This is a genomic window from Zoogloea sp. JDB1 (genome assembly GCF_056724025.1).
Map to the genome: position 1 here is coordinate 343,424 of NZ_CM161496.1, position 24,152 is coordinate 367,575.

28 protein-coding genes are annotated in these 24,152 nt (G+C 59.0%); 11 read left to right on the forward strand and 17 right to left on the reverse strand.

Annotated elements, in window-relative coordinates; all coding sequences use genetic code 11:
• Positions 1-17 precede the first annotated feature (17 nt).
• The 6 genes from AC1PPK_RS01590 to AC1PPK_RS01615 form a co-directional block, all read right to left on the reverse strand.
• Positions 18-1,124 (reverse strand): ImmA/IrrE family metallo-endopeptidase, encoded by a 1,107-nt coding sequence (locus AC1PPK_RS01590; RefSeq protein WP_481116098.1) that lies wholly within the window; start codon positions 1,122-1,124, stop codon positions 18-20.
• Between the two features lie 10 nt (positions 1,125-1,134).
• Positions 1,135-1,833 carry a hypothetical protein gene (locus AC1PPK_RS01595; protein ID WP_481116099.1) on the reverse strand — a complete coding sequence of 233 codons (699 nt, stop codon included), beginning with the start codon at positions 1,831-1,833 and terminating at the stop codon, positions 1,135-1,137.
• A gap of 106 nt (positions 1,834-1,939) precedes the next feature.
• The gene (locus AC1PPK_RS01600; protein ID WP_481116100.1) at positions 1,940-2,110 is read right to left on the reverse strand and encodes a hypothetical protein; all 171 of its coding nucleotides are present in this window, start codon (positions 2,108-2,110) and stop codon (positions 1,940-1,942) included.
• Positions 2,110-2,475, reverse strand: a complete 366-nt coding sequence (locus tag AC1PPK_RS01605) for a hypothetical protein (protein WP_481116101.1) — start codon at positions 2,473-2,475, stop codon at positions 2,110-2,112. Before AC1PPK_RS01605 ends, AC1PPK_RS01600 begins: the two co-directional genes overlap by 1 nt.
• 789 nt (positions 2,476-3,264) lie before the next feature.
• Positions 3,265-3,693, reverse strand: a complete 429-nt coding sequence (locus AC1PPK_RS01610) for a hypothetical protein (protein WP_481116102.1) — start codon at positions 3,691-3,693, stop codon at positions 3,265-3,267.
• Positions 3,694-4,112: 419 nt separating this feature from the next.
• The gene (locus AC1PPK_RS01615; protein ID WP_481116103.1) at positions 4,113-4,424 is read right to left on the reverse strand and encodes a helix-turn-helix transcriptional regulator; all 312 of its coding nucleotides are present in this window, start codon (positions 4,422-4,424) and stop codon (positions 4,113-4,115) included.
• A 423-nt stretch (positions 4,425-4,847) separates the two neighbouring features.
• Between AC1PPK_RS01615 and AC1PPK_RS01620 the strand changes: the two genes are divergently transcribed.
• The 6 genes from AC1PPK_RS01620 to AC1PPK_RS01645 all read left to right on the forward strand — a co-directional run bounded on the left by AC1PPK_RS01620 (position 4,848) and on the right by AC1PPK_RS01645 (position 8,406).
• Positions 4,848-5,444, forward strand: a complete 597-nt coding sequence (locus AC1PPK_RS01620; protein ID WP_481116104.1) for a hypothetical protein — start codon at positions 4,848-4,850, stop codon at positions 5,442-5,444.
• Positions 5,428-5,790, forward strand: a complete 363-nt coding sequence (locus AC1PPK_RS01625) for a hypothetical protein (protein WP_481116105.1) — start codon at positions 5,428-5,430, stop codon at positions 5,788-5,790. Before AC1PPK_RS01620 ends, AC1PPK_RS01625 begins: the two co-directional genes overlap by 17 nt.
• Before the next feature lie 87 nt (positions 5,791-5,877).
• Entirely contained in the window at positions 5,878-6,198 is a 321-nt protein-coding gene (locus tag AC1PPK_RS01630) for a hypothetical protein (protein ID WP_481116106.1), read from the forward strand.
• Positions 6,199-6,201: 3 nt separating this feature from the next.
• A complete protein-coding gene (locus AC1PPK_RS01635; RefSeq protein WP_481116107.1) occupies positions 6,202-6,405 on the forward strand; it encodes a hypothetical protein in 204 nt (67 codons plus the stop codon).
• Positions 6,406-6,581: 176 nt separating this feature from the next.
• Entirely contained in the window at positions 6,582-7,193 is a 612-nt protein-coding gene (gene radC, locus AC1PPK_RS01640; protein WP_481118175.1) for a RadC family protein, read from the forward strand.
• Between the two features lie 28 nt (positions 7,194-7,221).
• The gene (locus tag AC1PPK_RS01645) at positions 7,222-8,406 is read left to right on the forward strand and encodes a tyrosine-type recombinase/integrase (protein ID WP_481116108.1); all 1,185 of its coding nucleotides are present in this window, start codon (positions 7,222-7,224) and stop codon (positions 8,404-8,406) included.
• A 49-nt stretch (positions 8,407-8,455) separates the two neighbouring features.
• Here the strand turns inward: AC1PPK_RS01645 and AC1PPK_RS01650 are convergent, their stop codons facing one another.
• From AC1PPK_RS01650 to AC1PPK_RS01670, 5 genes are all read right to left on the reverse strand, one after another.
• On the reverse strand, positions 8,456-8,713 hold the full coding sequence (locus AC1PPK_RS01650; protein WP_481116109.1) for a helix-turn-helix transcriptional regulator: 258 nt from the start codon (positions 8,711-8,713) through the stop codon (positions 8,456-8,458).
• A gap of 19 nt (positions 8,714-8,732) precedes the next feature.
• Positions 8,733-9,923: a tyrosine-type recombinase/integrase gene (locus AC1PPK_RS01655; protein WP_481116110.1), complete on the reverse strand. Its 1,191-nt coding sequence runs from the start codon at positions 9,921-9,923 to the stop codon at positions 8,733-8,735.
• Positions 9,924-10,090: 167 nt separating this feature from the next.
• A complete protein-coding gene (locus tag AC1PPK_RS01660) occupies positions 10,091-10,915 on the reverse strand; it encodes a hypothetical protein (RefSeq protein ID WP_481116111.1) in 825 nt (274 codons plus the stop codon).
• On the reverse strand, positions 10,912-12,771 hold the full coding sequence (locus AC1PPK_RS01665) for a hypothetical protein (RefSeq protein WP_481116112.1): 1,860 nt from the start codon (positions 12,769-12,771) through the stop codon (positions 10,912-10,914). The genes AC1PPK_RS01660 and AC1PPK_RS01665 overlap by 4 nt, the downstream gene beginning before the upstream one ends.
• Before the next feature lie 60 nt (positions 12,772-12,831).
• Positions 12,832-13,077 (reverse strand): hypothetical protein, encoded by a 246-nt coding sequence (locus AC1PPK_RS01670; protein ID WP_481116113.1) that lies wholly within the window; start codon positions 13,075-13,077, stop codon positions 12,832-12,834.
• Positions 13,078-13,136: 59 nt separating this feature from the next.
• On the opposite strand from AC1PPK_RS01670, the gene AC1PPK_RS01675 reads away from it, so the two are divergent.
• Positions 13,137-14,129: a hypothetical protein gene (locus AC1PPK_RS01675; RefSeq protein WP_481116114.1), complete on the forward strand. Its 993-nt coding sequence runs from the start codon at positions 13,137-13,139 to the stop codon at positions 14,127-14,129.
• Between the two features lie 313 nt (positions 14,130-14,442).
• On the opposite strand, the gene AC1PPK_RS01680 is transcribed toward AC1PPK_RS01675, so the two are convergent.
• Positions 14,443-17,139: an ankyrin repeat domain-containing protein gene (locus AC1PPK_RS01680; RefSeq protein WP_481116115.1), complete on the reverse strand. Its 2,697-nt coding sequence runs from the start codon at positions 17,137-17,139 to the stop codon at positions 14,443-14,445.
• 151 nt (positions 17,140-17,290) lie between these two features.
• Here AC1PPK_RS01680 and AC1PPK_RS01685 point away from each other — a divergent pair, with 151 nt between their 5' ends.
• Entirely contained in the window at positions 17,291-18,208 is a 918-nt protein-coding gene (locus AC1PPK_RS01685; RefSeq protein WP_481116116.1) for a viperin family antiviral radical SAM protein, read from the forward strand.
• A gap of 596 nt (positions 18,209-18,804) precedes the next feature.
• Here the strand turns inward: AC1PPK_RS01685 and AC1PPK_RS01690 are convergent.
• Positions 18,805-19,689: a hypothetical protein gene (locus tag AC1PPK_RS01690; protein ID WP_481116117.1), complete on the reverse strand. Its 885-nt coding sequence runs from the start codon at positions 19,687-19,689 to the stop codon at positions 18,805-18,807.
• 295 nt (positions 19,690-19,984) lie between these two features.
• Between AC1PPK_RS01690 and AC1PPK_RS01695 the strand changes: the two genes are divergently transcribed.
• From AC1PPK_RS01695 to AC1PPK_RS01705, 3 genes are read left to right on the forward strand one after another with little or no spacing between them, the layout of a single operon-like run.
• On the forward strand, positions 19,985-20,266 hold the full coding sequence (locus AC1PPK_RS01695; protein ID WP_481116118.1) for a type II toxin-antitoxin system TacA family antitoxin: 282 nt from the start codon (positions 19,985-19,987) through the stop codon (positions 20,264-20,266).
• Complete coding sequence (locus tag AC1PPK_RS01700) at positions 20,263-20,775, forward strand: GNAT family N-acetyltransferase (protein ID WP_481116119.1); 513 nt, start codon at positions 20,263-20,265, stop codon at positions 20,773-20,775. The genes AC1PPK_RS01695 and AC1PPK_RS01700 overlap by 4 nt, the downstream gene beginning before the upstream one ends.
• A 41-nt stretch (positions 20,776-20,816) precedes the next feature.
• Positions 20,817-21,038 (forward strand): hypothetical protein, encoded by a 222-nt coding sequence (locus tag AC1PPK_RS01705; RefSeq protein WP_481116120.1) that lies wholly within the window; start codon positions 20,817-20,819, stop codon positions 21,036-21,038.
• A gap of 30 nt (positions 21,039-21,068) precedes the next feature.
• Here the strand turns inward: AC1PPK_RS01705 and AC1PPK_RS01710 are convergent, their stop codons facing one another.
• From AC1PPK_RS01710 to AC1PPK_RS01725, 4 genes are all read right to left on the reverse strand, one after another.
• A complete protein-coding gene (locus tag AC1PPK_RS01710) occupies positions 21,069-21,302 on the reverse strand; it encodes a hypothetical protein (RefSeq protein WP_481116121.1) in 234 nt (77 codons plus the stop codon).
• 412 nt (positions 21,303-21,714) lie between these two features.
• Entirely contained in the window at positions 21,715-22,491 is a 777-nt protein-coding gene (locus tag AC1PPK_RS01715; RefSeq protein ID WP_481116122.1) for a hypothetical protein, read from the reverse strand.
• 142 nt (positions 22,492-22,633) lie between these two features.
• Positions 22,634-23,497: an HNH endonuclease gene (locus AC1PPK_RS01720; protein WP_481116123.1), complete on the reverse strand. Its 864-nt coding sequence runs from the start codon at positions 23,495-23,497 to the stop codon at positions 22,634-22,636.
• 26 nt (positions 23,498-23,523) lie between these two features.
• Positions 23,524-24,126, reverse strand: a complete 603-nt coding sequence (locus tag AC1PPK_RS01725) for an AAA family ATPase (RefSeq protein WP_481116124.1) — start codon at positions 24,124-24,126, stop codon at positions 23,524-23,526.
• Positions 24,127-24,152: the final 26 nt, after the last annotated feature.

The following is a 24,152-nucleotide window of genomic DNA, read 5'->3' on the forward strand; positions in this document are numbered from 1 at the left end:
AATCGCAGCCAACTCGCCTAAACTAAGCGCAATTTCGGGGGTACTCTTGGCACTGAATCCACATCAGCGGCTCCTGAAACCACAGACAGGTTGGTCAACTGGAATGTCAGCGCATTTATATCATCCACGCTGAGATTAAGACTCTCCGCGATTTCACGACGTCCCTGCTTTCGGCTATGCAGAATGTCGAGCACTTTGGTGAGGAGTTGAGATGTCTCTCTCAGCATAGGCTCTGGCTCGTTCGTGCGATACCCGCTCTTGGCAATCTCTATACACAGGCTTCGATAGTTCCACTCACTGACCAACCCAAGGGAGTTGAATCGATAGGCCAGCGCAGCAAGCGACACCCCCCAATAATGCTTCAGCTTCATCAAGTATTTGATGGTGTAGGCCGGCGGCTGGTTAGCCTCCACGCTTTCCTTCGGCATAAGGAAAGCTGATGCAAATGCATCGGCTTGACGCTCCATCTCCGACCCATGGGCCTGACCATGCTGCATGGTGTAGATATCACGCACCAGATGAGCAAGCTCGTGAGCAGCATCGAAGCGGCTACGCTCAGCGGACTTGATTGTGTTGAGAAAGACGAAGGGCTTGGCTTCGTACCAAGTGCAGAAGGCGTCCATCTCACGGGTTTCCTCGACCAGCGAAAAAACGCGGATACCTTTGGACTCCAGCAGATGGACCATGTTGGGAATAGGTGCATTTCCTAAGCCCCATGCCCTGCGCAGGGTAGCTGCCGCCTCTTCGGCCCCCAGATCGCTCAGATCCGGCAGGTCCGCCTGCGGCAGGCTGAAGCGATCCTCCATCCACTGATTGACCTTGAATGCAATCGCGCCAGTCGCGAAGGCACAGGCCTTCATCGCATCTGTCATTTTCGAAAGCTTGCGAAAACTTACCGCATGCTCTTGGATCTCCGGCATGTCTTCATCAAGGAAAAAAAACTGCTGAGGAAATTTCAGCAGTTTTGCAATACGGGCCAGAAGTTCCAAGTCAGGAGCGGATGCCCCAGTCTCGTAGTTCTGCAAACTACGGCTGGTCACACCCAACTCCTTGGCCAACTGCGCTTTGGTTAAGCGCCTTCTTACCCTGGCAAATGTGATTTGCTTGGGGTTAATTTCGGACATAACTAACTACTCAAAAAGTACCTGTCTTGGGTTCGACTTCCACCGTGGCAGGCGCGTTAGGCTCGTCCTTGCGAATGGTGAAGTCACCCGGATTGTTGGGGATCGTGCCCAGAATCAGACGAACACCCCACTCAGTGATCTTCTTATTGCCGAAACCGGTAGGCAGTGACAACTCGAAACGGACCTCGTTCAACGCTTTATCGTAGTGGTATAGCAGAGCCCAAACCTGAGTTTCTTTCCGTTTTCCTTTAGCGAGCTTGAACGAGTTATGGTTGAAGAGTTCCAACTGGCCGTTCTGCTGAACGTAGTTCTCCGCCACAACTCCCTTCTCAGCCTGGTTCGTGGGATCTTCGAAACCGTTCTTACCCGTTTCGCTGTTACCAGTCATCACCACGATGGAAATTGAACGATCGGGCGAACTGATAAAGGGACAGTTCTGCTGCTCGTGGATATGCCACTGGAGCGCCGCGAGCAACGTGCGCAGATCTTCAACGGTTTTCAACCACTGCTGTACGCCCGCGGCCGTCGGAGCCGACGCGCGCGTAACCTCGTTGCGCCCCCCCAAACCACCCCTAATTGCATCCCTAAAGAGGGCACCCTTCAAATCTGGATGCAGTTCCTGCAGGTGAGCTTCCACCAACGCCGGATCATCAAAGATCGTGGCACGGTGAACGAAGGCATTGGGGGCTGTCAGCTCAAATTTCCGCATACCGACTCCTTTCTCGTTTCCGGAAATTCTACCTCATATCGAGGTGGATAAATCGGAAAAAATTCGATGTAGCGGACATCACCTCGCCCCCCTATCTGCGAAGGAGTCAGCCCCCCCAGCCTGCCATCACGGAACGCAGAACAGGGAGCGCTCCAGCGAAGCCGGCGCCGCCGAGGATGGCCGCGACCAGCACGATGCGAACGTCACGAGACATCAACGCGAACAGGCGATGGCGATCGTTCTTGAAGCACTCATAGGGGGTGCGGCCACGCGGCATCACTTCTCTCCCTCCTCGCCCTTCGCTGCCTCGTCCAAAGCTTCCGACTTGGCTGCGGCGGTTTTCGCAGCCGCGTCCAAAGCCTCTTGGTACGCAGTCCAGTCTCCGACCGCCCCCACGTCGGCGACGCGCTCGATGAATCGCCCGTATAGGCCATCTTGGACTTGGCCCTTACGACGCATCAACTCCACGGCGATGTTGGGGTTCAGCAGCAGGATGAAGTGGAATTCGCCCGACGAGCCGGACTTGGTGCGGATGAACCCGAGTTCCCGCAGGCGACGCATGCGCTTGCGCCAAGTGTCGGTCGCGCGCTCGCCGGTGAAGCCGGCCTCGGCGGCAAAAGTCGCCGGATTCTCCACGATCACCAGCGGGTTGTCCGGCGCGCGCGCCCACAAGCAGAAAAGGGCGTGGCCGGCAGGCGCCCCCTTTGGAGGTCTCGTCGATCGCCTGCATTGCGATAGGCAGGGGGCGCGGCACCGTGGTGAAGCCGTCGTTGCTCTTGCGCCGCCACAGCAGCGTCTCGGGCACGTCCGGGAAATGCAGCGCGAGCTGCTGCTGCGCGCGCTCGGACATTTTGAGGCGCCGGGTCTGGGATTGCTTTGAGTTGGCCATACTGGACTCCGTTTCTGATAGCGGAAGTCTGCTTCAGCCGACGAACCACTGCAACGATTCAATTGACACGAATACAGGGCAACTCAAATCCATGAACCCGCCTATTAATGGCCTTCAAATTACGCCATAACTATCAAACTCAACACTATGAATTGAGCCAAACTGAGCATAAAAACCAGAAAAACTCCTTAACTATCAATGATAAGAATCAGCATTTCGGTGCTCGCGTGCTGTTGTGCTGCTGTGCTGGGGTGCTTCCGTGCTGCCGGTAGGGTTGGCGAAGGGGAGGGCCGTCTCCCCTTGCCCTGTAGCTGCGCACGCTGCGTGGCGATCGTTCGCGGAATGTAGCCTCACAATCGCGCCGGCCCTGAGCAGCCGATCCAATCAATCGCCCACAAGAGTCCCGCCTTCCCCAAGACGGGGAAAGCGGGATCCAGAAGCTGTCCCCTAATCAATCATCAGCTATGACCAGCACGCTGATCAACCGCTTCCAAAAAAAGCGTCGCTCGCCGTAGTCGAGCCCCTCCACGCCGGAGACCCTTCTAGTAAGAAACGTCCTCGATTTCCATGTTGTTCAACAGGTTCACGACCAGGCAATTCACCTCATAGGGCTCAAGCCCATAAAACTTCGGCACCACGGCGTAGTCGATCGGCGTATCGAGCAAGTCCTCGCCCAGCGGGATCCCGCTCTGTTGGAGCACCGCACGGACATGATCCAGCATCTGCTCAGCCACAGCCTCCCGGTACTCAGCCCAAGACCGCTCCACGAGCAGCATTTTGTAGATATTGAGAACCTTCTTACCCCGCGCGGGATCGCCAGCCACTTCTAGCACGAGGTCTTCCACAGGCCATTGCAGCGCGTTTTCAGCCGCATGGTGCGCCCACAAGAGCCATTTCAAACTGCGCCGGTACTCCACGAGACCTTCATCGGGGAACGCGCCTTCGGCGTCCGGAACCAACCCTATCGTCATGATCAAGACTCCTTGCGAATGGAAGACGGGAAACATCAGGCCACCAAGAGGACACCCACTCACAGCGACTGCGCGGCGTTCCTCCCGAAGACGGTGCCGCCCCTCTCAGCGCGACGTCATTCATACCCCCTTGGCAAAGCCACTTTGGACTGGCGGGAACGAGACATCGCGGAGGCAGATAGCGGCACGCATCGGTTTGTTCGCACCGGTGGGGGCACTTGAGGGTCAAATCGCCAATCCCCAGGTAGCGCGGGATGCCGATCGGTCTGATCTCATCGACGCCATCGCGATTCCTCTCCTCCTCGGGCTGATTTCCCCCAACTTACCCACGGCACAACGGGATACCAGTTACCGTGCGCGTCTAGATAAGCTGCCTTTCCCCTAAAGGGGAAAGGCAGCTTATCTAGACAGCATGATGCTCAGTTAGCGCTGGCGACCGCCGGGACAACGCGCCCCTTGCCGATCCATCTGCGCAGCGCCTCGGACGGCGGGGACGAAGGGGCGGCCGCCATCGCCTCCTTGACGACCGGCATCTCGCCTGCAGAAGCCTGCATCCGGGCCTCCAGCCAGGCCTCGACGACCGCTTCGTCATAGCGGATCGTCTGCGGGCCGATGACGACATGAGGTGGGAGATTGCGGTCACCGCGGGCGCGCAGGCGCTCGATGGTGGAAACCGAGAGTCCTAGCCGCTGGGCGAGCCAGCGTGTGGGTTGAAGCGAGCGGATGGGCATGGACAACTCCTGATGGACAGTTGCGGGGGTCTCTACTCCATTGTTCGCACCCGTGCCGACCGCTGCGGACACTTGCGAGCAGCCTGTTTCGACCGTCACAGCCCCCCACCCTGCCCTGCATATCATGACTTTGGGATTTGATCGGCTGCGACAGCATCGATCAACACGACCACCCTGACCATCACGAGGAGATTCACCATGCTGAGCACCGTACTTGAGAACTGGCCCGACCTGACCTTCCCGGACACCTTCGACTTCGATCTGGAAATGCACATCCATATCCAGCGCTGACGACCACACACACCTCTCAGGCGTTACGAGGAGCGCATGGACGCCATCGCCTGACAGTGCTGCCGACCTTCTCGATGGGCCCTCGATCTTCACGGATCGAGGGCCCTTCTCTTTTGTGCGACGGAGACCTTCATGTCCAACCCGATCACCTATCTGTGCATCCGTACCGGCACGGCCCGCAAGGCCGGCCTCAACGCCACCGGCACCTTGAGCTACGCGATCCTGAAGGACGCGGATTCGACGGAAGCCTATTTCATCGTCACCGGCAACAGCAGCTCGGGCTACTACTCCCGGGTCGCCGTCCCCTTCTCCGGCATCGAGGCCAGCCTCGCCGCGCTCACCGAGGATCAGGCCTTTCCGGCCAAGACGCTGAAGCCGGCCTTCCCCAGCGGCAAATCCGCCAACGACGCCGGCTTCCTGCTGGCCCTCCTCAGGCACGAAGGCCTGCTCGCGCCCGCGCCGGAAGGCGCACACCTGAATGTGCGTTCCGGCGACTGGTCGGCATGGCGGGACGCCGTGCTGGCCGAAGCGGGCGAGCCCTTCGAACTTCCCACCAAGCAGATCAAGACCGCCATGAACACGACCGAATCCAGCACGACCACGTCGATCACCGCCGCGCCGCCCGTCGTCCTGCACAAGGGCAAGAAGGGACGCAAGGATCGGCCTGCCGACCATGTCCATCCCGAGATCATCGCCAGCGAGGAGGACAAGCATGATTCACCTGCGTGATCCGGGCGACCTGATCCTCATCGTCGATACCACGCTCCAGGCGCTGATCGCCCAGCGCTTCGAGGACTTCGCCCAGGGCGAACCCTATGATCCGGAGCTCCATGCCCAGGCTTTCCTGGCGCAAGCGGGCGACACCGTCGAAGCCCTCGAAACAACGACGGGCTGCCGCATCACGCCGGAGCGCTTCGACGTGCTGGAGGAGCACGACACCTGCTTCGAGCTGGTGTTTGCCGAAGGAGACGCCGGCACGGTGATCTTCATCCCGAAGTCGCCCGGCATCGACACGGCCTTGCTCGCCTTCTGCCAGCGCTACGGAGTTCCCGCACCGGACCTCAACGCCGCCTGACGTTCGCCCTCCCCCCCCCTACTGACCCTCGCCGCAGCCGGAGCCCTCCATCGGGGCTTCGGCTGTTTTGCTTTCTGGAGCCCAATCATGCAAACCCGTCACAACGAAGACCCCGTCGGCCCCCCGCCCAACATCACGCCGCAGTTCGATCTCGGGCAGGTCGTCGCGACGCCTGCCGTCCTCGATACGCTGACCGAACACGGCGTCACGCCGATCAGCCTCCTGTCGCGTCACGTCGGCGGCGACTTCGGCGACATCGACCCCGAGGACTGGCAAGCCAACCTCGCCGCGTTGCGATACCGCAATCGGATCGTCTCGGCCTACACCCTCGCCCCCGATGCCGTCATCTGGATCATCACGGAGGCGGACAGGTCGGTGACCACCCTCCTCCTGCCCTCGGAGTATTGAGCCGTGAGCGGCCCGACATACAAGGCCCCCCTCAACCCGCAGATCGCCCAATGGCTCGCCGAACTCGATGACGACGCCAATGAGTTCTTCCAGGAGCGGGCGGCCGTCCGGGAGCACATGGGCGGCTTCAAGCGGGAGGAAGCCGAGAACCTCGCCTGGGCCGAGACCCAGCGCTACGTCGAACGCCGGAAGAGCTCACCGCGATAGCGCCTCAGGCGTCGCCCGAAACACCAGACATGGACCAGCGCACGGCGTCGGTCCATCCCACCTTCAACGACGAATCCCACGATGCCTTGCCCCGCCTCGATTCATGCGGGTCTGCGGCAGGCGGCAATGGCCTGCGCCGGGGATTCGTACTTCTTCGCACCGTTTTTGTGAGGAGCATCGCCATGACTTCAACACCGCTCCGGCACTGGCCGGACTTTGAGCTGCTGCGCCTCGTGCTCGGCGATGAGGCGGCAGCCACGCTCACCAATCTGCCGCTTGCCGACCTCTTCCATCTCCATGCCGGCACGGCAGCCCTCCAGGAAGGCATCGCCCATTACGGACCGCTTCGCATCCTCGACGCCGCCCAGGAGTTGATGGCGCGCGCGCTGACCTGCCACTTGGCAGATCGGGATTGCCTGACCAGCCCGAGCGCCGTTCGGGATCTGCTGCGCATGAGGCTGGCAGGACTACCGCATGAAGTGTTCGCGGTGCTGCTGCTTGATGCGCAGCACCGGCTGATCGACTGCGTCGAGCTCTTCCGCGGGACCTTGACCCAGACCTCCGTCTATCCGCGGGAGATCGTAAAGCTCGCGCTGCAGCACAACGCAGGCGCCGTCATCTTCGCCCACAACCACCCGTCCGGGAGCGTCGAGCCGAGCCAGGCCGATGAAGCGCTGACGCGGGCCTTGAAACAGGCCCTGGCGCTGGTGGACGTGCGGGTGCTCGATCACTTCATCGTCGGCGGCACGACGACACCCCTCTCCTTCATGGAGCGGGGCCTGCTGTAACCCCAATCCTCACCCGGAGCCCAACACCATGAAACGTCAGTTCCGATTCACAAAACGCAGCCTCGACGCCCTACCGCCGTGCCCGGCCGATTCGGCCAGCAAGGAGGTGGAATACTCCGACCTCGACATCGGCGGCCTGCGGGTCCAGGTCAATCGGCAGGGCAGGAAGAGCTTCCTGTTCCGCTACCAAATCCACGGCAGAAAGCGTGCGATGAAGGCCGGCGGCTATCCCGAGACGAGTATCGAGGCAGCCCGCCAGCAGGCCATCGAGTGGAAGGCGCTGCTCGCCAAGGGCATCGATCCGCAGGAGTCGCGGGACGCACTGCGCGAAACGAGCATCACTTTCCAGGCATTCTTCGACCAATACCTGTGGCCGCACATCGTCAGCACGAAGCGGAGCGCCCGGGCGGACGCCAGCCGCTTCCACAATCACATCCTTCCGGCCTTCGGCCACCGGGAGATGGCGAAGATCACGACGCTGGAGTTGCAGCGCTTCCATAACGACAAGAAGGGCGAACTGGCGGTGGCGACCAGCAACCGAGTCTTCGAGCTGATCCGCCACGGCTTCAATCTCGCCCTGAGCTGGGGCTTGATTCCACCGGGGGTGAGGCCCTGTGATGGGATCAAGCTGCACAAGGAGAACAACAAGCGGCAGCGCTACATCGACCCCGCCGACGAGCTCCCGCGGCTGATGAAGGCGCTGGACGCCGAGCCGTCCCGCGCGGCGGCGGATCTCTTCCGCTTCCTGCTGGCGACGGGTGCCCGGCGGGAGGAGGCCGTCCAGGCGAAGTGGGAGCACATCAGCCTGGAGCGGCGGCAGTGGCGCATGCCGATGAGCAAGTCAGGGATGGCCCGCGTCGTGATCCTCAACGACATGGCGCTCGACATCCTGGCAGGCAGGCCGCGTATCCGGGGCAATCCCTTTGTCTTCACGGGGAAGCTGCCGGGGCGACCGATTTCCAACCCGACGCGCGCCTGGAAGCGGGTGCTCAAACGGGCGGGCATCGATCCGAAGACGACCCGCCTGCATGATCTTCGGCACACGCATGCGTCCTACCTCGTCGGCGTCGCCAGCCTGCACGAGATCGCGGGCATCCTAGGTCACAGCAACACATCGACGACCCAACGCTACGCGCACCTCAACGACGACCGGCTTCGGGCCGCCAGCAACCACGTGGCCGACCTGATGCGCTCGGCGGCGGAGAACCGCTAAACGCGCAAAGCCCGGCTTCGGCCGGGCTTCGCGCTCCTTCATTTTTTGGTCACTCTGCCGCAGGGACAGCGCGGGACCCATCGATCTGATACGCATGGCGGTCGAGCCATTGCTCCACGTCACCGCGACGGTAACGGATGCTGCGCCCAACCTTGATGAAGGGCGGGAAGTCGCCGATGCGGGTCGAACGGGCCTTTTCCAAGGTACAGCGGCGAATGCAAAGCCACGTAGCAACCTCGTCCGTGGTCAGGAGTTTTTCGGGAGTATCGGCAGTCGTATCCAACTGCGCGCGGTGCGGACTGTTCATCGTTACTCTCCTCTAAGGATCAAGCGGCTTTCGGCGGCATGAAGAGGCCGGCAATCAGCTCATTGGCCGCCGTCAAATTTTCGAGTTGGGCATGGGAGTAGATACGCGTCACGACGGGGCTGGAGTGCCGGGCGCCCTGGCTCATGATCTCGAGGGGGACCCCCGCATTGACCCCGGCGGAAATCCATCCATGCCGAAGATCATGAGGCCGGTACCCATCGGGGATCCCCGCTTGTTTGCACAGGCGACGAAATACCCGGATGCCGCGGCCGGAGCGCTCGTTTCCACGCTGACCGGGGAAGACAAAATCGTTGCAACGAAATGCCTCCATACGCCGGATCACATCTTTCGCAGCCGAGGAAAGGTAGATCTCCCCGGGGCGACCTGATTTCTGATCGGGCAGGCTCCAGATACCCGCCTCCAAATCGATCAGATCCCATCGGCAGTAATCGGTGAGCTCTCCCTGTCGTGCGCCAGTGAGCGCCGCCAGCACCAGCTTGGAACTAGCGATGACATTCGGGTCGTTTTGAGCGGCTGCACAGAACGCCCTGATCTGGTCGGCAGTGAGGAACTTTTCGCGACGATTGTTCACTCGGGGAGTACGTACCCCCCGAGTAGGGTTGCGGCTGATGATGTCGAGATCAACCGCCAATCCGAGGACAGTTCGAATCTGCCCCACAATGGTACGGATCGTGGACGGGGCAAGACCGGCCTCGATCATTTTGACCACCAGTTGGTGGATATGCGACTTGTTGATCTCAGTGACGGCGAGATCGTCGAGGGCAGGGCCAATCCAGTTTTGGTGTCGGGAAATGTCCGTATCGATCGTTTTTTTGCCTCGGCTGCGACATTGAACGACGTAGTGATCCCAAAACAAGGTCTTGAAAAGCATCGGACGCGTCTTGGGCTGTCGCGGGTTTGTACCCTGAGCAGCAAGAACGCGGTTAGCCCGATGCTGTTGCTTGGCTTGCTCAATTGAAATGAGGCCAAGCTCGCCCAGTTTGACGCGGTCGGTGACGCGAAGAAGCGAATAGCGAGAGTAGAAGACGACTTTGCCCGTACCGTAGATCATGGCCTGCAGGCCGGGCTCGGTGTCGCACGTGAACTGGACTTGCGTTAGTCCGAGGTCACGAACTCGGACAGCCTCCTCACGCAGTCGGCTGACCGTAAACGGGATACGCGTCGGAAACGCGTGCTTGCGGAGTTTCATGCGGCGACCGTTTGATTCTCAACAGGGGTTACATACGGGCTTACGCATATGCGTAAGCCCTACCTAGGCAACGTGGGCGCTGCTCTGCGAGCACCGCCCACGTTGCGGTGGCGGTCTCGATGGGAGACTTCAAATCGAGGCGGCGGCGTGCGCCTGGAACGCTGTATTCACCCCTCGAAAAAGAAGGGCTTGACCGACAGCCCCGGGAAGCGTCGAGTCAGCTTCTTCCACATCAGCTGAGTTCGCGGAGTTCGGGGAACGACTCCCGGGATCAACGCACCTTTGCGAGCGTTCTTCACATCGAACAGGCTGGTGTCGCACCCGCAAGCCGTCACGTGTTCTGCGAGGTCGCTATCCGACAAGGACCGCTTCAATCCCCACGCCCCGCGAACATAGGCCCGCAGGAAAACCCGCTGGAGAATGCCGACGCTTCCCGTTTTCGTGACCTGCAGTCCGTGGCGACGGCCTAGGCGCTTCGACAGCATCAAGGCACGGTGCGCCCCATAGAAGTCCTCCCAGTCCGCCCAGTCGTCGAGCGTCTTCAAACAGCGCGCCTTCCGCCATATATCGAAGAGACCGCGGGCGAGTTCCGCCTCCATCACATTGGGCCAAGGCACCGTAGCAAAGGCCAGATGTTCGCCGCCCGGGTACGTCACCATCCGGGGATTGATCGGCCGGCGTTTGAAGTCGAACTCGAGGTTCATCGTCGTCAGTCGTTCCAGACGAACCACATCGCGACCATGGACCATTTGATCGCGGATCGATACAAAAGGCCGCGTCATGGTTTTCTGGCCGGCCTGACGATTGGCATAGAGCTCGACCATGTAGGCATTCCGGTCCGTCACGGAATCAGGCGGCGAGATCGACCCCTTGGCAAGCAGCGCGCCGTACCTCTCCTTGTCCGCGGCGTCGATCATCAGGGTCGCGACAGCCCGAGTGCGCATCGGCAGAACCTGGATCGCCGAATGCTTGACCTTCAGCATCTGAGTCACGCTTCCACCCTCCGACACAGGTCGAGATAGCGCTGGCAAAGCGGACCCGACAGATCGATTTCATCCTCACGAGCATTGGTCAGAAAGCCATCTGTCGTGGCCGAGGCCACCAAGCGGTGCTCCGGAATGCCATGCAACATTTCGCCGATGACGGCGCGAACAAACCCCGTCACATGGGCGGCAATGGGCGCATTGGTGATCGCGGAGGGACCGATCTTGCGACCATTAAGCGCACTAATGTCAAACGCATTTCGATCACGCAAATTTTGTGCCCCCTTGCCGAAAACGGAATTCCCCAGCAACTTGCTGTATTCGTCGAAGACGGCGTCGTCCGCGTATGCTTTGCGCAGCGCCCGTATCTCGCGGACAAATGGCTCGAAAATTCTAACGTCATCATGATCATCCTCCCACGGCCAGATGACCCCTCGGCGAATCTTGATCTGGCAGCCCTGACGGACGGCCAGGGCAATTTCCGGCGCCGTCGCGTAGGTCTGGCCAGCAAGCGGGTAGATCAGACCACGTTCGTCCGATCGCACCGCCAAGCCCGGGAAACGCAGCGGCTTCGGATAGCGGAAGTCGATCCATGCCACACCCAGCGCATCCTCAAGGAAGTCCTTCAACCGCCGGGTTTCAAATGACTTCCGGAAAGCGATACGGCGAACCGAGACCATGCCGGTCGTGTAAGCACCAACCATATCAACGTCAATCCATCGATCGGGGTCGCTCGGTCCGCAGAGGTAACACTCGTTGCGCCCACCGTGGAAGCCTTCCACGGCGAACTGCTCATGAAAAGCGCGATCCGCGCCGACGACCATTTGTTTCCGGGTACGGCGGCGGTTCGTTGTCACATCCCACTCGATGACGTCCTTTTCGTGGACATCAAAGATCGTGGCGTAGTCGAGGCCTGCTTCAGCCATCGTCTTGCGACAGAGTTGAACGGCGAGTGCCCCAGCCGACACGGGGGCATCGTCAACCTCGACGACCTCCTGAGCAAAAGCAACGATACGCAGCCAGTAAAGCAAGGTGATCTCTGCGTCGCGCATGCCGTAGCGGCGGAAATAGTCAAAGTGATCCCGCCGGACGAGGTCCATGCGCGACTTCGTATATCCCGGCAGATCGTTTTCGAGATCGAGCTTCTTTACGCCGAGCGTCTCGCCCAGCTTCGCCAGCGCCGTTCGAGGCGGGGCATGCAAGCTGATGTCGACGAAACGGGTCGAGACGACGAAGGAGGCCTCGCCCTGCTGAACACTCAAAGCGGGCGGCGTCATCAACCTTCTGACATCTTCAAGCTTGTGGACGACCTCGAAGTCGACACCCCTTGCTGCAGTAGCGACCTTCCCCCCAACGTTGGTCAGTTGGCGTTTGTAGGCCGGCAGGTCCGCAGTGACCGCAAGGTCACTGCGGAGCGTGAAGCCCGCGACTACCTGCTTCCTCGGGATGGAAACGATGCAGCCGGTTTCCAGAGACAGTCTCACGACCTCACCGAGCATCTCCACGAGGGTAAGCCGGTCCTCAAGGGCGGACGAGTTCGGGTAGCAGATGACAGCCAAATCGCCACCGGGACCGCAGCCATAGAACTGGTACGACTCGACACCAAGCACGCTGTCCGTGACCGCGGTCCATTCCGCATCGTAACCAACGTAGAAGATCTCGCCCGTACCGAGGAGCGGGTGACTGGGATCGGGTCGGTCAATTCGCGCCTCAGCCTCCGCCATATAGCTCATGGCAAGGACTTCGAAAACCACATCGTCAGCGAGACGATCAAGCGCGTTGGGGTGACTCCCTTCGCCAACGATCAAGCAATAGTCGATGGCAAAGGGCTTGTCGGTTTTGGATTCAATCCGGGTAAATTCCACGATGTATCTCCAAGAGCCCCCCCTGTGCCCATTCGAGCACAGGGGGCTGGTGTCGTCCGCCTATTCGGTGACACTCCGGATCAGCTTGTCGAAGTCCGGCTGCTTGAAGCCCTTGCCAGCGTCGAGGCAGTCCATGATCGCCTCGGAAACGCGCTGCTGAGCGAGCGGATCAGACGTCTCGACCTTGCCGAGCAGGTTGTTGTTGCTGTCATAACAAGCAACCCCGCCGTCGTCGATCGTCACTTGAGCGATCACCCAGGTACGGCACCCGCTGCCGTTCGGAAAACGCAAGATGCAGATGGCCATCGGCCTATCTCCCAATGCGGAAAGAGCTCCGCCAGGCCACCCCCCGAAGAAGTCAGGAGGTGGCGCAAAGATATCGACGTTGGAACTTCGCAGAGAAAGCTGCCAAACTCGCCAAAAAGTTTGACAGCTTGAGATCAACGACCAAATCTGTGATAAGCGACCTGAACCCTCATTACGACGTGCGCGACCTTGAAACAGATGCAGACCGCGTGCTGAACCCTGTCTGGCGAGACGCATTTCTAGCGTTCATGAACCTATCCCATCTGCCACCCGAACGGCTTCTGGTATGGGCACAGGCAGCGTTACAGGCCTATCCCGCAAATCCGATGGAGGTTGACCGCCGTTATCCGGTTTCCGTCGAAGAGCTCGCACGCTGGGCGAGCAAGATGCGCACATGCCGGAAGAGCACCGAGCACTACGAGTGGGCGGCAAAGATGGAAGAGACGAAGGCGTTCGCGTGTTTTATCTCCACGGTCCCGATCATCTGGAATCACGAAGACGGGGATTACACGCTGGGGTCGCTAATCGTCGCATTCGAGCGCATGAGCGAAACCTTGGTTCACCACATCGTTCGCCATACAGTGACCGCCGGCGACGTGATGCACGTCGCACAAAAGTTGGTGGAGAACGCGTCAAAAAAACTTGCATCAGATCGCTTCGAAGTACCACGCTACTTGTTGCTACCCGACATCGGCTGGAATAAAGACTGCTACAAGGAATTGCGTCAATTATTCAGAATGAACTTGCAAGAGAAGAAGCACCCGACACAGACTTTGTGCTTGCCATCCGGCTTCACCCTGATTGAGCGCTCTCGGGTGCTGGAGATCAGTCTGCAGGGCCGTCCGTTCAGGACAAGACACGATCTCTGGTTGCCTTTCGACTACACGGTTCGCCACCCACCGGAAGAGATCAATTGCTCGAACGAGCATGGCTGTAATGCCGTGCACGATTTGCTTGCAAAGGCCTCACGGACGATGCGGCGTTTGATGAAAAAGCTAGTGGGTACCGGAGCCTGCCCCCCGACTTGGCACGGGCTCAGTCGATCGCGGTAGTAGCCAGCCGCATAGACAGCGGGTTACCTACCGATCAGGGAGAATGCAATTTCGAACGGCAGGTACAGGGAACAAATCCGGCATTGGAGAGCGCAAATAGAAGTGCCCGGCTTCTCCTATTCCTAGACATGCCCACCTACGATTTCCACCGGCGCAGCTCGCGCCAAAGGGGGCGGAGCCGCCGTTCAGGAGGAGTAACTTTCTTGTTCTATCCCCCACAAACAGGATCACTCCCTAAATCCACACCTCTCGCATGCCCCTCCCTAGGGAGGGGCTGAAACGAGGGAGCTTCAAACGATCTCAGCTCCCCTCTTTATACCAGCCCAAGTTCGACCGCACATGTCCGATAGTCGGCATCTGTCCCGGTCTTCCGTCTCTTTCTCCGCATCACATCCCGCCAGCCAGAGAGATCGCCAAGAATATCAACCATCATCTGCCCAGGAGTCAGGTCAGCGTGATTGGTCTGCTTAACGAGCTCAGGCGTATTCAACAGCCGCACAATGGCGGGGTATCCCATCCTGACGGCCGTGTGAAGCACGCTATTACCCTCGGCCGTCGATACCCGGGTGAAGTCAGGTTCCCTAGCGAGACAGGCTGACACACAATCCGGAGAACCCCCAGTGACCGCCGAATGAAGCGCAGTCCGGCCGAGATAGTCCTGGAGATCCAAGTCCGCTCCAGCCTCAAGAAGAACCTTCACCATCGACAGGTCACCTCGGTCTGCTGCAAGCATCAGCGGTGTCTGTCCCTTGAAATCTTGCAGGTTCGCCTGCTCAGGCCAATTGTCGATCAGCAGATAGATAGCCTGACGCCACTTGACGGTGTGCGCCCTCATCTTGGCTACCTCCCCTTGAGTCTCCCAAGGCACCAGAGCGGCCAGCTCGGGCAATTTATCTTCAACCATATGGAGCATCTTCAGCCAGATCATCAAGAGGCTATCGCCGCGCACATCCCTGAGCTGCCTCTTGCGGAAGTGCCCGGCGTTGCTCTTCAACCAGACGCGCAGTCCCTCCCAGTCTGCACGCGCGATCAAGTCCATGGTTTCGCCGACGATCTTTTTGGCCTGTGCCACAGCTATCGGCCTCTTAGATGGGTAAGAAGGATAGGGCCGGTAAAGTGTATCCCAGAAGTGCTCGGCGGCTCCCGCCGCAACGTTCTCAAGGCATGCCTCTTCGCCCTCGACCATTCCGTTCACGAGCATGTGACGATAGGGCTTTTCGTGGTTACCCGGAACGAGCCGACTATCGGCCACTTCGACGCCCAGCAGATCCCGCGCGATTTCGCCACGCGACGAACCAAACTGCTGGCCTGCTCCCACATCGAGCGCCTCGCGGAACAACTTCTTCGCAGACTCGAAATCATTGCGCGCGAGATGATGCTTGGCTTGGTACTGCAGCAGGACAGAAGCGTACTCTTGGCAAGCCGGATTGGCCTCGGCCTCGGAAAGCAGAGCCGCTACGCGGTGTTCAAGGTCTTTTGGCCGGTTACGGCCCTCAGTATCAAACGCTATATGAAGTTCGATGAAAACAGCGCCAATCGCATGCCAGGGCGTCGATGCCAGTTCGCGCATCCGCTGGGTAGCTGCCGCACGAGCCTTGGCCGGCAGGCTTGCTGTTTGCGCCACTTGGCTGACAACCCAATAGTTGTCCACCGAATGAAGAACGCGCCATGCTGACGAACGGCGAATACGGCCCAGCACCTCCTCAAACTGCTGACTCTCGTCCACATCCGATTCAAACTGTTGTGATCGATACGTAAGGATTCGCGGCAAGTCCGCCTCGGCCACGGGCACCAGATCCATCAGCGGCGCATTGGGCTCCAGTTCTGCAAAACGCCGGGTCAGGAACCCGCCAATCTCCCGGTAGGCCGTGCCGAAACGAGACGGCAGGATCGAGAGGAATAAGGTGGCCGCGTCCAGAGGCGCGATCTGCGCTTCAAACCACTCATTCTCCTCTTGTACGTTTTCACCCCGTTTGTGGGCTTCAAGCGTCAAGTTGAAGACCATCTTGAAGAGCTCCAGCAGTTGCAGCACCTTGTTGCGGTACGGATCGGGGCAAGTCGTCTCCACCCCGGGGCACAGGAATCCGACCAAGCGTTCATAGGCATCTTGCATCATGCGCGCGACGCGTAGCCGCTGGCGGACAGTGCGCATCGCCGGCCTGGCATAGCGCGTGGCAAGGCGATCGACAAAGGTCTGCTGCTCATCGTCTGCCGCGATACCGGCCAGGATTGCCTCGAGCCGGCCAGGCTGAGTCATCGGGATCTGAGACCTCAGCGTCTCCGCATCCAGGCCCTTCCGCTCCACAAAAGCCAGTGCGGCACCAAACCGCTCGGCATCCGTCAGTCCGGACGCCAGTTCGAACACACCGTCAAAACGCAACACCGCATCGTCGGGAAAGTATTTCTCGATGGACTTGGTATCCAGAGCCTTGCCGGCCTTCCAGTTGTAGATTGAGCGTTCCATCGAATCGTGGGCATCAGCGCGCTTGGCCCGCGCTCCGCCAAGATCCTTTTTGATTTCATCCATGGGCAACCCGAGGAGATCCATCAACCAAGCCAGCACATGCTGCACCGGCAGGCTGACCCCTCGCCGGTCCTCGTCCAGCATGGGCAGAAACCAGAACTCCCCGCCAGGCATACCGGGGTCAAACGCTTCCCCCAGATTCCAGTTGGCGACCAACCTTCCCAGCGCAGGGGCATAGATGTAGGCGCTCATATGCCACACGACCTGTTGCAAGCTCGCCCGACAGGTCCAGATATTCTGGGCTACGGCCTGATTGAAACTCGCCCAATTAAGAATGTTGAAACTGATATCCCGCCGGGCTGCGGGGTCCATCTCGAGGACCTCGAAGACGGCGTCGAACTCAGCGGCCATCATTGTGCGGTGAGTTGCGAGCGACAGACCGTAGTCACGGAAATCATCGTTCTTATCAGTGGAGTAACGGTTCTTGAGCCCAAGACTCTTCCTGATCTCCAGCAGGAGGGCTTCAAGATTCGGGATGGCAGCCATGATGAAATTAGGGTGTATTGATGACGTTAAGAAGTATGTTGGGCCCGCCCGCTTCGAGCCAGTGAAACGTCACGTCCCTCCCTAACGGTCCGGTTGAGGCAGCCGAAGACCCCCGGCACAGTGGGGCTTCGATCAACACAGGACTCCTCTCGTGCCCCTCAACTCTGCCCCTGATAACGAACTCGTCATCAACTGGCACATCACCGAAGCTTGCAACTATCGCTGCCGTTACTGCTACGCAAAATGGGACAAGGCAAACGACCAGCGCGATCTGATCCACGACCAAGCACGCAGCACGAAGCTGCTGGAAGCATTGGCAGTCTTCTTCAGTCCCGGCAATTCGCGCAATCCGCTGAGTCAGGCTCTGGGTTGGAGATCCCTGCGCCTTAACCTCGCGGGCGGCGAACCTCTGCTGTACCCCCGGGAGGTGCTGCACATCACCCACGAGGCGCGCCGGCTGGGTTTTGCTGTCTCGATCATCACCAATGCCAGCCGCCTGGACCACGATCTGATGGGTAAGCTGGCAGGCCAGCTATCGGTGCTTGGGATCAGTATCGATTCGACGGACGCTCTGCGAAACCAGCAGATCGGCAGGATGGATCGGCATACTCAACGCCTGGAGACCGCCGCGCTCACTCGGGTCGTGGCCCTCGGCCGCCAGCTGAATCCCGCACTGCACCTCAAGATCAACACCGTCGTCAATACCCTGAACCACAGCGAAGACATGGCGCCACTGCTCCACACACTTGCTCCGGAGAAGTGGAAAGTTTTGCGGATGTTACCCAGCGTCACCGACGAACTTGCCATCTCCACGGCACAGTTCGACGCCTTCGTGAGTCGGCACCGCTCGGCCGGCCTCCCCATGTATGTCGAAGACAACACCGACATGAGAGAGTCATACATCATGATCGACCCGGGGGGACGCTTCTTTCAGAACTCTCCGACTCGTCGCGGCTACCGCTACAGTCCGCCAATTTTGGATATCGGCGCGGCCGCGGCCTTCAATTACATCCAGCTGACTCCTGCCAAATACCTTCAGCGCTACAGATCGGCAGAGACTTCCAAATAAGAGCCGCGCCAACAATCATACCCTCAAGGCCCCCGGTCACTGGGAATCAGCAAGCAAGGCCTCAAGGTCACTACATGTTCAAGTCACCCCACCGAAAAATGCCTCCACAGTCGCCACAACATCCTTCGGCGCGCGTCGTTCGACTTCATTTAAAGGGGCTGGTAACAGGTCGGACGTACTACCCCAAACCCGTGAGTGCATTTACCAGATGACCCCCTTCCCAGCCGATACCTCGGTTGCGGTGCTGACGCTTGCCGGTGACGCGGTGTCGTAGGTCCTAGATGCGGCCGAGCGTGCATAACAAGCGAGGCCGGCCGTTACGGCCGGCCTCGCTGGCGTATCGCCTACATCAACAAGTCATTCATCATTACTTGCTTGAGCTTCACCGGAACCGCCACAATCTGGACACACGTCCAAGGTGACCACGCCTTCGCCATAACACTCGTGGCACTGCGCGAAGGGATTGTCTTCATTCGGGTCATACCCGGTGCCTGCACAACCTGGGCAGGTGACGTCAACATCGCAGCCTCGGCCATGACATGAGGGGCAACCGGAGTTCAAGCGGTTTTCATTGAAATTCATCATCGGCCCCCGAGTCATGCAAACCACGTGCGATGGAAGTCCGGGCTCCTGTCGGACAGGTATTGCGACGTAACAATACCAGCCCCCTTAAGTGGGCCTTCATAAAGGACGACCAAGATCCCTTCGTCATTGACGTCAACATAAAAAGACTTTCGCTCGTCGGTCACTCGGCAAGTCATGAAGCGCTCGATCACAAAAACAGACTCCCGCTGGAGCAAATCGCGCTTTGCTTGAAGTTCATCTAATGCAGGACGAGCACTCGACTGAGCCGCATGAACCTCAGACAAGTGATCCATGTAGCGAGTAGCAACGCAGATCGTGGCGTACGAGGGGAACCCCATGTCTATGGCTTCATCATCCAAGCGGTGCACGAACGCCTTGAGCGCCTCTACATTGGGGAACCCAAGGTGGCGGGCAAAGTGGTTCAGCTGTCCCGAATGTCCAAGCACGAAGAATTCGCGATCAGCCTCATACTCCAACGCGGCTTTAGCGATAGCGGTTCCACCCAATCCGAAGCGCTCGAACTGCTCCCGTGTGAAGGGATCGTTGTCATCAAGGACAATCGTTATCCCGCCGCCAAACATCCTGCCCACCCGCCGCTGCTGGTCGTTAAAGGCCAAGGCCACCTCGGCAAACCTCTTGATGCGTGCGGAGAGCGTCTTAGGGTACGGCCCATCCTTTTTGACGCGATCTTTGATCGTACGCTCGTCGAACGGGTAGATGACGTGCCCATGCATCGCAGCCAAGCAAACGTGCCGCGGATCCTTTGCGGAAAAAACGGACGGGGATACCAGGGAGGCTTTGGACAAGCCCATCAGTCCTTGGTTGTACGGAACGCTAACGTAAGCTTCGTAGAACTCGTCGTAGCCGAAATCGATACTATCTTGAGATGTAGACATATTTTCTCCATGCAAAAACACCACTCCAACGGAGAGCGGAAAGTTTTAGCTGGAGCAAGTGTCCTTGGCAACCTCAGACGAACGGAGGTTGAGACGGCGCGCTTATCAGCACCGGGATCGAATTATAGCAGGAGACATCGGCCTGCTCATGTTCATGAGTTTACGCTGCAAAGTAAGGCTTGGACACCCCTACGGCGGGAGTTGGACAATGGCCACTGGCGGGATCGGAGCAGCGCCAACAGATGAAACGTACGGCAATTTGCCGTATAATTCCCCCCAAAGGAGAAACAACGCCATGCCCGCAGCCAACACCACCGCCCGGCTTGAAGCCAGAATCAGCACCGACCTACACACGATGCTCAAGCGCGCCGCTGAACTGCAGGGGCGAACCATGACCGATTTCGTGGTTTCCGCCGTGCAGGACGCTGCCCAGCGTGCCATCGAACAGGCTGAGGTCGTCCGGCTTTCACTGGCAGACCAGGAGTGCTTTGCCCAGGCGCTACTGTCGCCGCCCCAATCCGCGCCGGCCCTGGACCGTGCCTTTGAGCGCCGTCGCAAGCTCCTGCAGGCCGAATGAGCGGGCCCCCCTTCCGCGTCGCGCCGCTCGATGCAGCCCATGAGCGCGAGGAATTCCGCTGCGGTTCCGCTGCGCTCGACCGGTATCTGCGAGAGCAAGTCACCCAGGATATCCGGCGCCGCATCGCTGCTTGTTTCGTTGCGCTGACCGGTGAGCAGCGCATCGCGGGCTACTACACCCTCGCATCAGCAAGCCTGCTGCTGGCCGACCTGCCCCCGGGCATCGGCAAGAAGCTGCCCCGCTACCCGACCGTGCCGGCCATTCGCATGGGGCGCCTGGCGGTCGATGAAGCCTTCACTGGGCAGGGCCTGGGCGGCGCACTACTCGCCGATGCACTTGAGCGGGCAATCCGCTCGGAGATTGCGGCCTACGCCCTGATGGTCGATGCCAAGGATGACAAGGCCGCCACCTTCTACCGACACCACGGCTTCATCCCGCTGCCAGACACGCCATTTACGCTGTTTCTTCCGCTGGCAACCGCGCAGGCATCGCGGAAAAGGGGCGACTAGACGCACTGATCTGCGCGCGGTTCAAACCGGATCCGGCAGACGTGGTGAAGCTGATCACCACCGCACGGCTGGCCCTGTTCCATGCCATCATCTCGGAGCGCCTCCACTGCGACCGGAATGCGGTCAAGCGCGATGTGGATGAGTCGGCGCGGGCGGGGCTGGTCACTGTCTCGGAGAAGGTGCTGCCGGGCCACGGTCGGATGAAGGAAGTCCGGGCGGACAGCGCAGCGCAGCGCATCAGCCTGATGGCGGAAGTCGCCTGACGGGCAGACCAAGCGGGACCGTCCGTCTGGTCACGTTCTGGTCACCGCTGCGTCAAGCTCAAGCAATCCAGATCCGAAACCAGAGTCCATGGAGCGACGATCCGGAGCTTGCCCCTTCTCGGTAAAACCGTTGAGGATCAAGGGAAAACCGATTAAAGTCTCGCCCCGGATGCCGGTCATCGGGCCTCGAAGCATGCTCTGCTCCACGTTTTCGATTCCCATCGCCCGCTCCACATCGAATTCCGGCAGGTCGTTGATCTGCAAGCAAAAAAGCCAACCGAGACCGGTTGGCTTTTTTGTTGTCTGGTCGATATCTGGTCGGAGGTGGGTAGGGTTCGGTCGAGACCCATCAAGCGCGTTCCAACAGGCCGGTCATCGGCCAATCCGGACGTTGGCCGATTGCGGTGCGTCAGGCCGCAATGTGACGCTTACCTGCCGTTGGGGTGCGGATCTGCCCTGAACGTGAGCTTCCCGAACGGCCGAATACACCTTGCCGACCCAAAGCGGAACTTAGATGCACTGTCTTAGCGTGTCTGCTTGAATGGTCAGTTTACCGGCTGCCGGAGACCAACAGACGGGGCCGAAACTGTCCTGTATTGTAAAGGGGCGACCTACCTGCTATCGATCAGGTTTGTCCATTTCGCTAAGTTAACGGCATTACCTACCAGGTGCTTTTCTACCAACCAACAAATGACGATAGATGAACTTCAGGGTAGTTGTATTTCAGAAACTGCAAAAATTCATAGTGTCTTTTACTGAAAATTATTAGACGTTGGTGAACCTCCTGCTCGACCTCTTGTCGTTGCTCGTAGCTCAAATCCCGCGATAGATAGAGGTTGTTGGAATATCCGCTATCGCTGGTGCTATAGAGTGCTTTGCCGTTGTAGTTGGTCGCTCTAATGTAGTTATTCAAATGACAAAGATCAGACCAGAAACCATAGAAGTGATTTTCCAAGTTCGGATCAAAGAAGGGCCGGCAGTGAGGAAAATCTTTGCCAAAGTTCTCACAAGTTTCTTCAACGTAAAACAGATTCATGTTGAAGCTTGTCGCCAACCCATTAAGCATTCCAGGAACTTGAGTAAGCGGTAGGTATTGCATTAAGCCCACAAGGGCGCCGATATCCATTTCGCGCGCTTGCGATTGACGCTTGAAAACTTGGTCGACATAGTATTCATGCTCGTTCTTTAGACGATGCAGCTTCTCAGGAGGGTAGCTAGCTTCGTCGTTATCTACTTCTGTATGGTGGTTAGGGCACAGAAGAATAAGGTTCTCATAGCCGTCCCTGTGGCCTACCAAGGGAAGGCTTCCCCGCGTCCCAGCTGTGCTCTTGGCAATGATGTGAGCCATCTCGCCAATTTTTACGCGCCGTTCAACAACGGGAATCTTGCAGATGCTGCATCGTCCCGCTGCCAAGCCAAATAGTTTGGAGACCGTATTATTTGTTAGAGCCACTATTCAACTCCTATGCTCCGAGATTTTCTTGCAAACGGCAGTTAATCGACGTATTGCAGCCTATCGATGGCCAGAGCCACAAGGTCAGCTTCAGGCTTATCTGCGTCTTTCATGTTCAGCGGGCCAATGACTGCTGAGGTCATCACCTGCCATTCACCGGAACGACCGTGACTCGTCGCGCTATCAGTGGTATCGACGCTCGCAAGGCCTGATACATGCCTCTTGACCAGTGATTGACGAAAGGTGCCTTCCTCTCACCCGGATCCAAAATGGTCCTGACGATAAACGCATCGTCAAGCCCAGCCTCTCGCAACGCCTCAATCTGATCCAACGTCACACCCACCATCTCAGCTGCTTGAGTCGCGTACTTGTCGGCAACTCCGAACTCTTCAAAGTGTCGCTGCGCGCGCGCCTTGTCAACCGCAGGCCAGTTGCCAGGTGGGCTGACGCAGTACTCAATATGGCTCGGCTTCGAGCCCTGCGCAGGAACAAACATTCCTGAGATCCACTGCTCATCAAAAAACCGCGCGTGGTCAACGTAGGGTTGGATGATCTGTTCCGACTGCACGGCGGCGTAGCTATCTGGTTCGCCATCCATGTTGCAATCCCGACAGGCTGGGACAAGGTTGAGAGGCAAGATCGAGAACTGCGGGAAAAAGGCGATCGGCAGGTGATGATCGAGATTCCGCGTAGCGCCCAATCCACCGCAGTAGGGGCACTTTCCACCTGCTGCGCTCATGATCGCGTTGTAGATGGCGCGTCCATCGACCTTGCTACGAAGGTAGTAGTCGTAGAGCTTCTTGAAGTGAGACTTGCTTAGCGTCCCGACGATGATTGGGTCGCCGGCTGTCAGCAATGCGGGAATCGTCGCCAGTCCTTCCGCGGCGACGATGGTGGAGTATTGAGTTTCCAGCGCAACCAGCCACGCAGTGTTCGCTTGCACGCCGTCTCTAAGAGCGTTGTTTCCCGTTATTCCCTTGAGGCACGCGACGACTGTAGTGGCCATGTCGTGAGGAGGTCGCTCCAATCGCATCATGAGTTGGCCTTCTTTCGATCCCGAGCCGCGATCAAGATGCCAAGAATGGTGCGGCCTTCCACGCCGAGTTGATCCGCATACGAATCGACAATGTCCTCATACGAGCCGCCGGTCTCCACATCGTGCTGAAGCATCGCGTGAAAACCTGATTGCCTGACCTCAAGGTTGAACACCTCACTGGTCAGCTGCCCGACGTTCTCCGCGAAGGTCTCAATGCTGGGGCGGCGTGTCAACAAGGAATCGCCGAACCGATCGAACTTCCAAACACATGCTGCGGGAATCTCCTGCAGGACAACGGGCGAATGCGTGGCAATGATTGCGACGCCGTTCAAATCGAGAAGCAGATCCGACAACGCCCGGATGAACGCTGAGAGCAGCGGCGGGTGAAGATGACTCTCCGGCTCGTCCAATATCACAAGCGTCTTCTCTTCAATGGTTGCCACCAGGCGCGTCATCGTCAGCAGGATGATTGCGTGGCCCGAACTCATCTGCGCAATGCGCGGCTGCACGCTAGTAATGAAGCGCTGGCTGAGCTCCTCTTCGGCCGTAGTGCTTTCCAGCAAATCATCGAAGATCTCGGCGAACTGTTTGAGCAGCATCCGCTCAAAGTTCTCGTCCGAGCTGA

Excerpts from the sequence above, each read along its gene's own strand:
- AC1PPK_RS01590 (WP_481116098.1), bottom strand. The coding sequence starts at position 1,124 with ATGTCCGAAATTAACCCCAAGCAAATCACATTTGCCAGGGTAAGAAGG.
- AC1PPK_RS01595 (WP_481116099.1), bottom strand. The coding sequence starts at position 1,833 with ATGCGGAAATTTGAGCTGACAGCCCCCAATGCCTTCGTTCACCGTGCC.
- AC1PPK_RS01600 (WP_481116100.1), bottom strand. The coding sequence starts at position 2,110 with ATGCCGCGTGGCCGCACCCCCTATGAGTGCTTCAAGAACGATCGCCAT.
- AC1PPK_RS01610 (WP_481116102.1), bottom strand. The coding sequence starts at position 3,693 with ATGACGATAGGGTTGGTTCCGGACGCCGAAGGCGCGTTCCCCGATGAA.
- AC1PPK_RS01615 (WP_481116103.1), bottom strand. The coding sequence starts at position 4,424 with ATGCCCATCCGCTCGCTTCAACCCACACGCTGGCTCGCCCAGCGGCTA.
- AC1PPK_RS01620 (WP_481116104.1), top strand. The coding sequence starts at position 4,848 with ATGTCCAACCCGATCACCTATCTGTGCATCCGTACCGGCACGGCCCGC.
- AC1PPK_RS01625 (WP_481116105.1), top strand. The coding sequence starts at position 5,428 with ATGATTCACCTGCGTGATCCGGGCGACCTGATCCTCATCGTCGATACC.
- AC1PPK_RS01630 (WP_481116106.1), top strand. The coding sequence starts at position 5,878 with ATGCAAACCCGTCACAACGAAGACCCCGTCGGCCCCCCGCCCAACATC.
- AC1PPK_RS01645 (WP_481116108.1), top strand. The coding sequence starts at position 7,222 with ATGAAACGTCAGTTCCGATTCACAAAACGCAGCCTCGACGCCCTACCG.
- AC1PPK_RS01650 (WP_481116109.1), bottom strand. The coding sequence starts at position 8,713 with ATGAACAGTCCGCACCGCGCGCAGTTGGATACGACTGCCGATACTCCC.
- AC1PPK_RS01655 (WP_481116110.1), bottom strand. The coding sequence starts at position 9,923 with ATGAAACTCCGCAAGCACGCGTTTCCGACGCGTATCCCGTTTACGGTC.
- AC1PPK_RS01670 (WP_481116113.1), bottom strand. The coding sequence starts at position 13,077 with ATGGCCATCTGCATCTTGCGTTTTCCGAACGGCAGCGGGTGCCGTACC.
- AC1PPK_RS01680 (WP_481116115.1), bottom strand. The coding sequence starts at position 17,139 with ATGGCTGCCATCCCGAATCTTGAAGCCCTCCTGCTGGAGATCAGGAAG.
- AC1PPK_RS01690 (WP_481116117.1), bottom strand. The coding sequence starts at position 19,689 with ATGTCTACATCTCAAGATAGTATCGATTTCGGCTACGACGAGTTCTAC.
- AC1PPK_RS01695 (WP_481116118.1), top strand. The coding sequence starts at position 19,985 with ATGCCCGCAGCCAACACCACCGCCCGGCTTGAAGCCAGAATCAGCACC.
- AC1PPK_RS01700 (WP_481116119.1), top strand. The coding sequence starts at position 20,263 with ATGAGCGGGCCCCCCTTCCGCGTCGCGCCGCTCGATGCAGCCCATGAG.
- AC1PPK_RS01720 (WP_481116123.1), bottom strand. The coding sequence starts at position 23,497 with ATGGCCACTACAGTCGTCGCGTGCCTCAAGGGAATAACGGGAAACAAC.
- AC1PPK_RS01725 (WP_481116124.1), bottom strand. The coding sequence starts at position 24,126 with ATGCTGCTCAAACAGTTCGCCGAGATCTTCGATGATTTGCTGGAAAGC.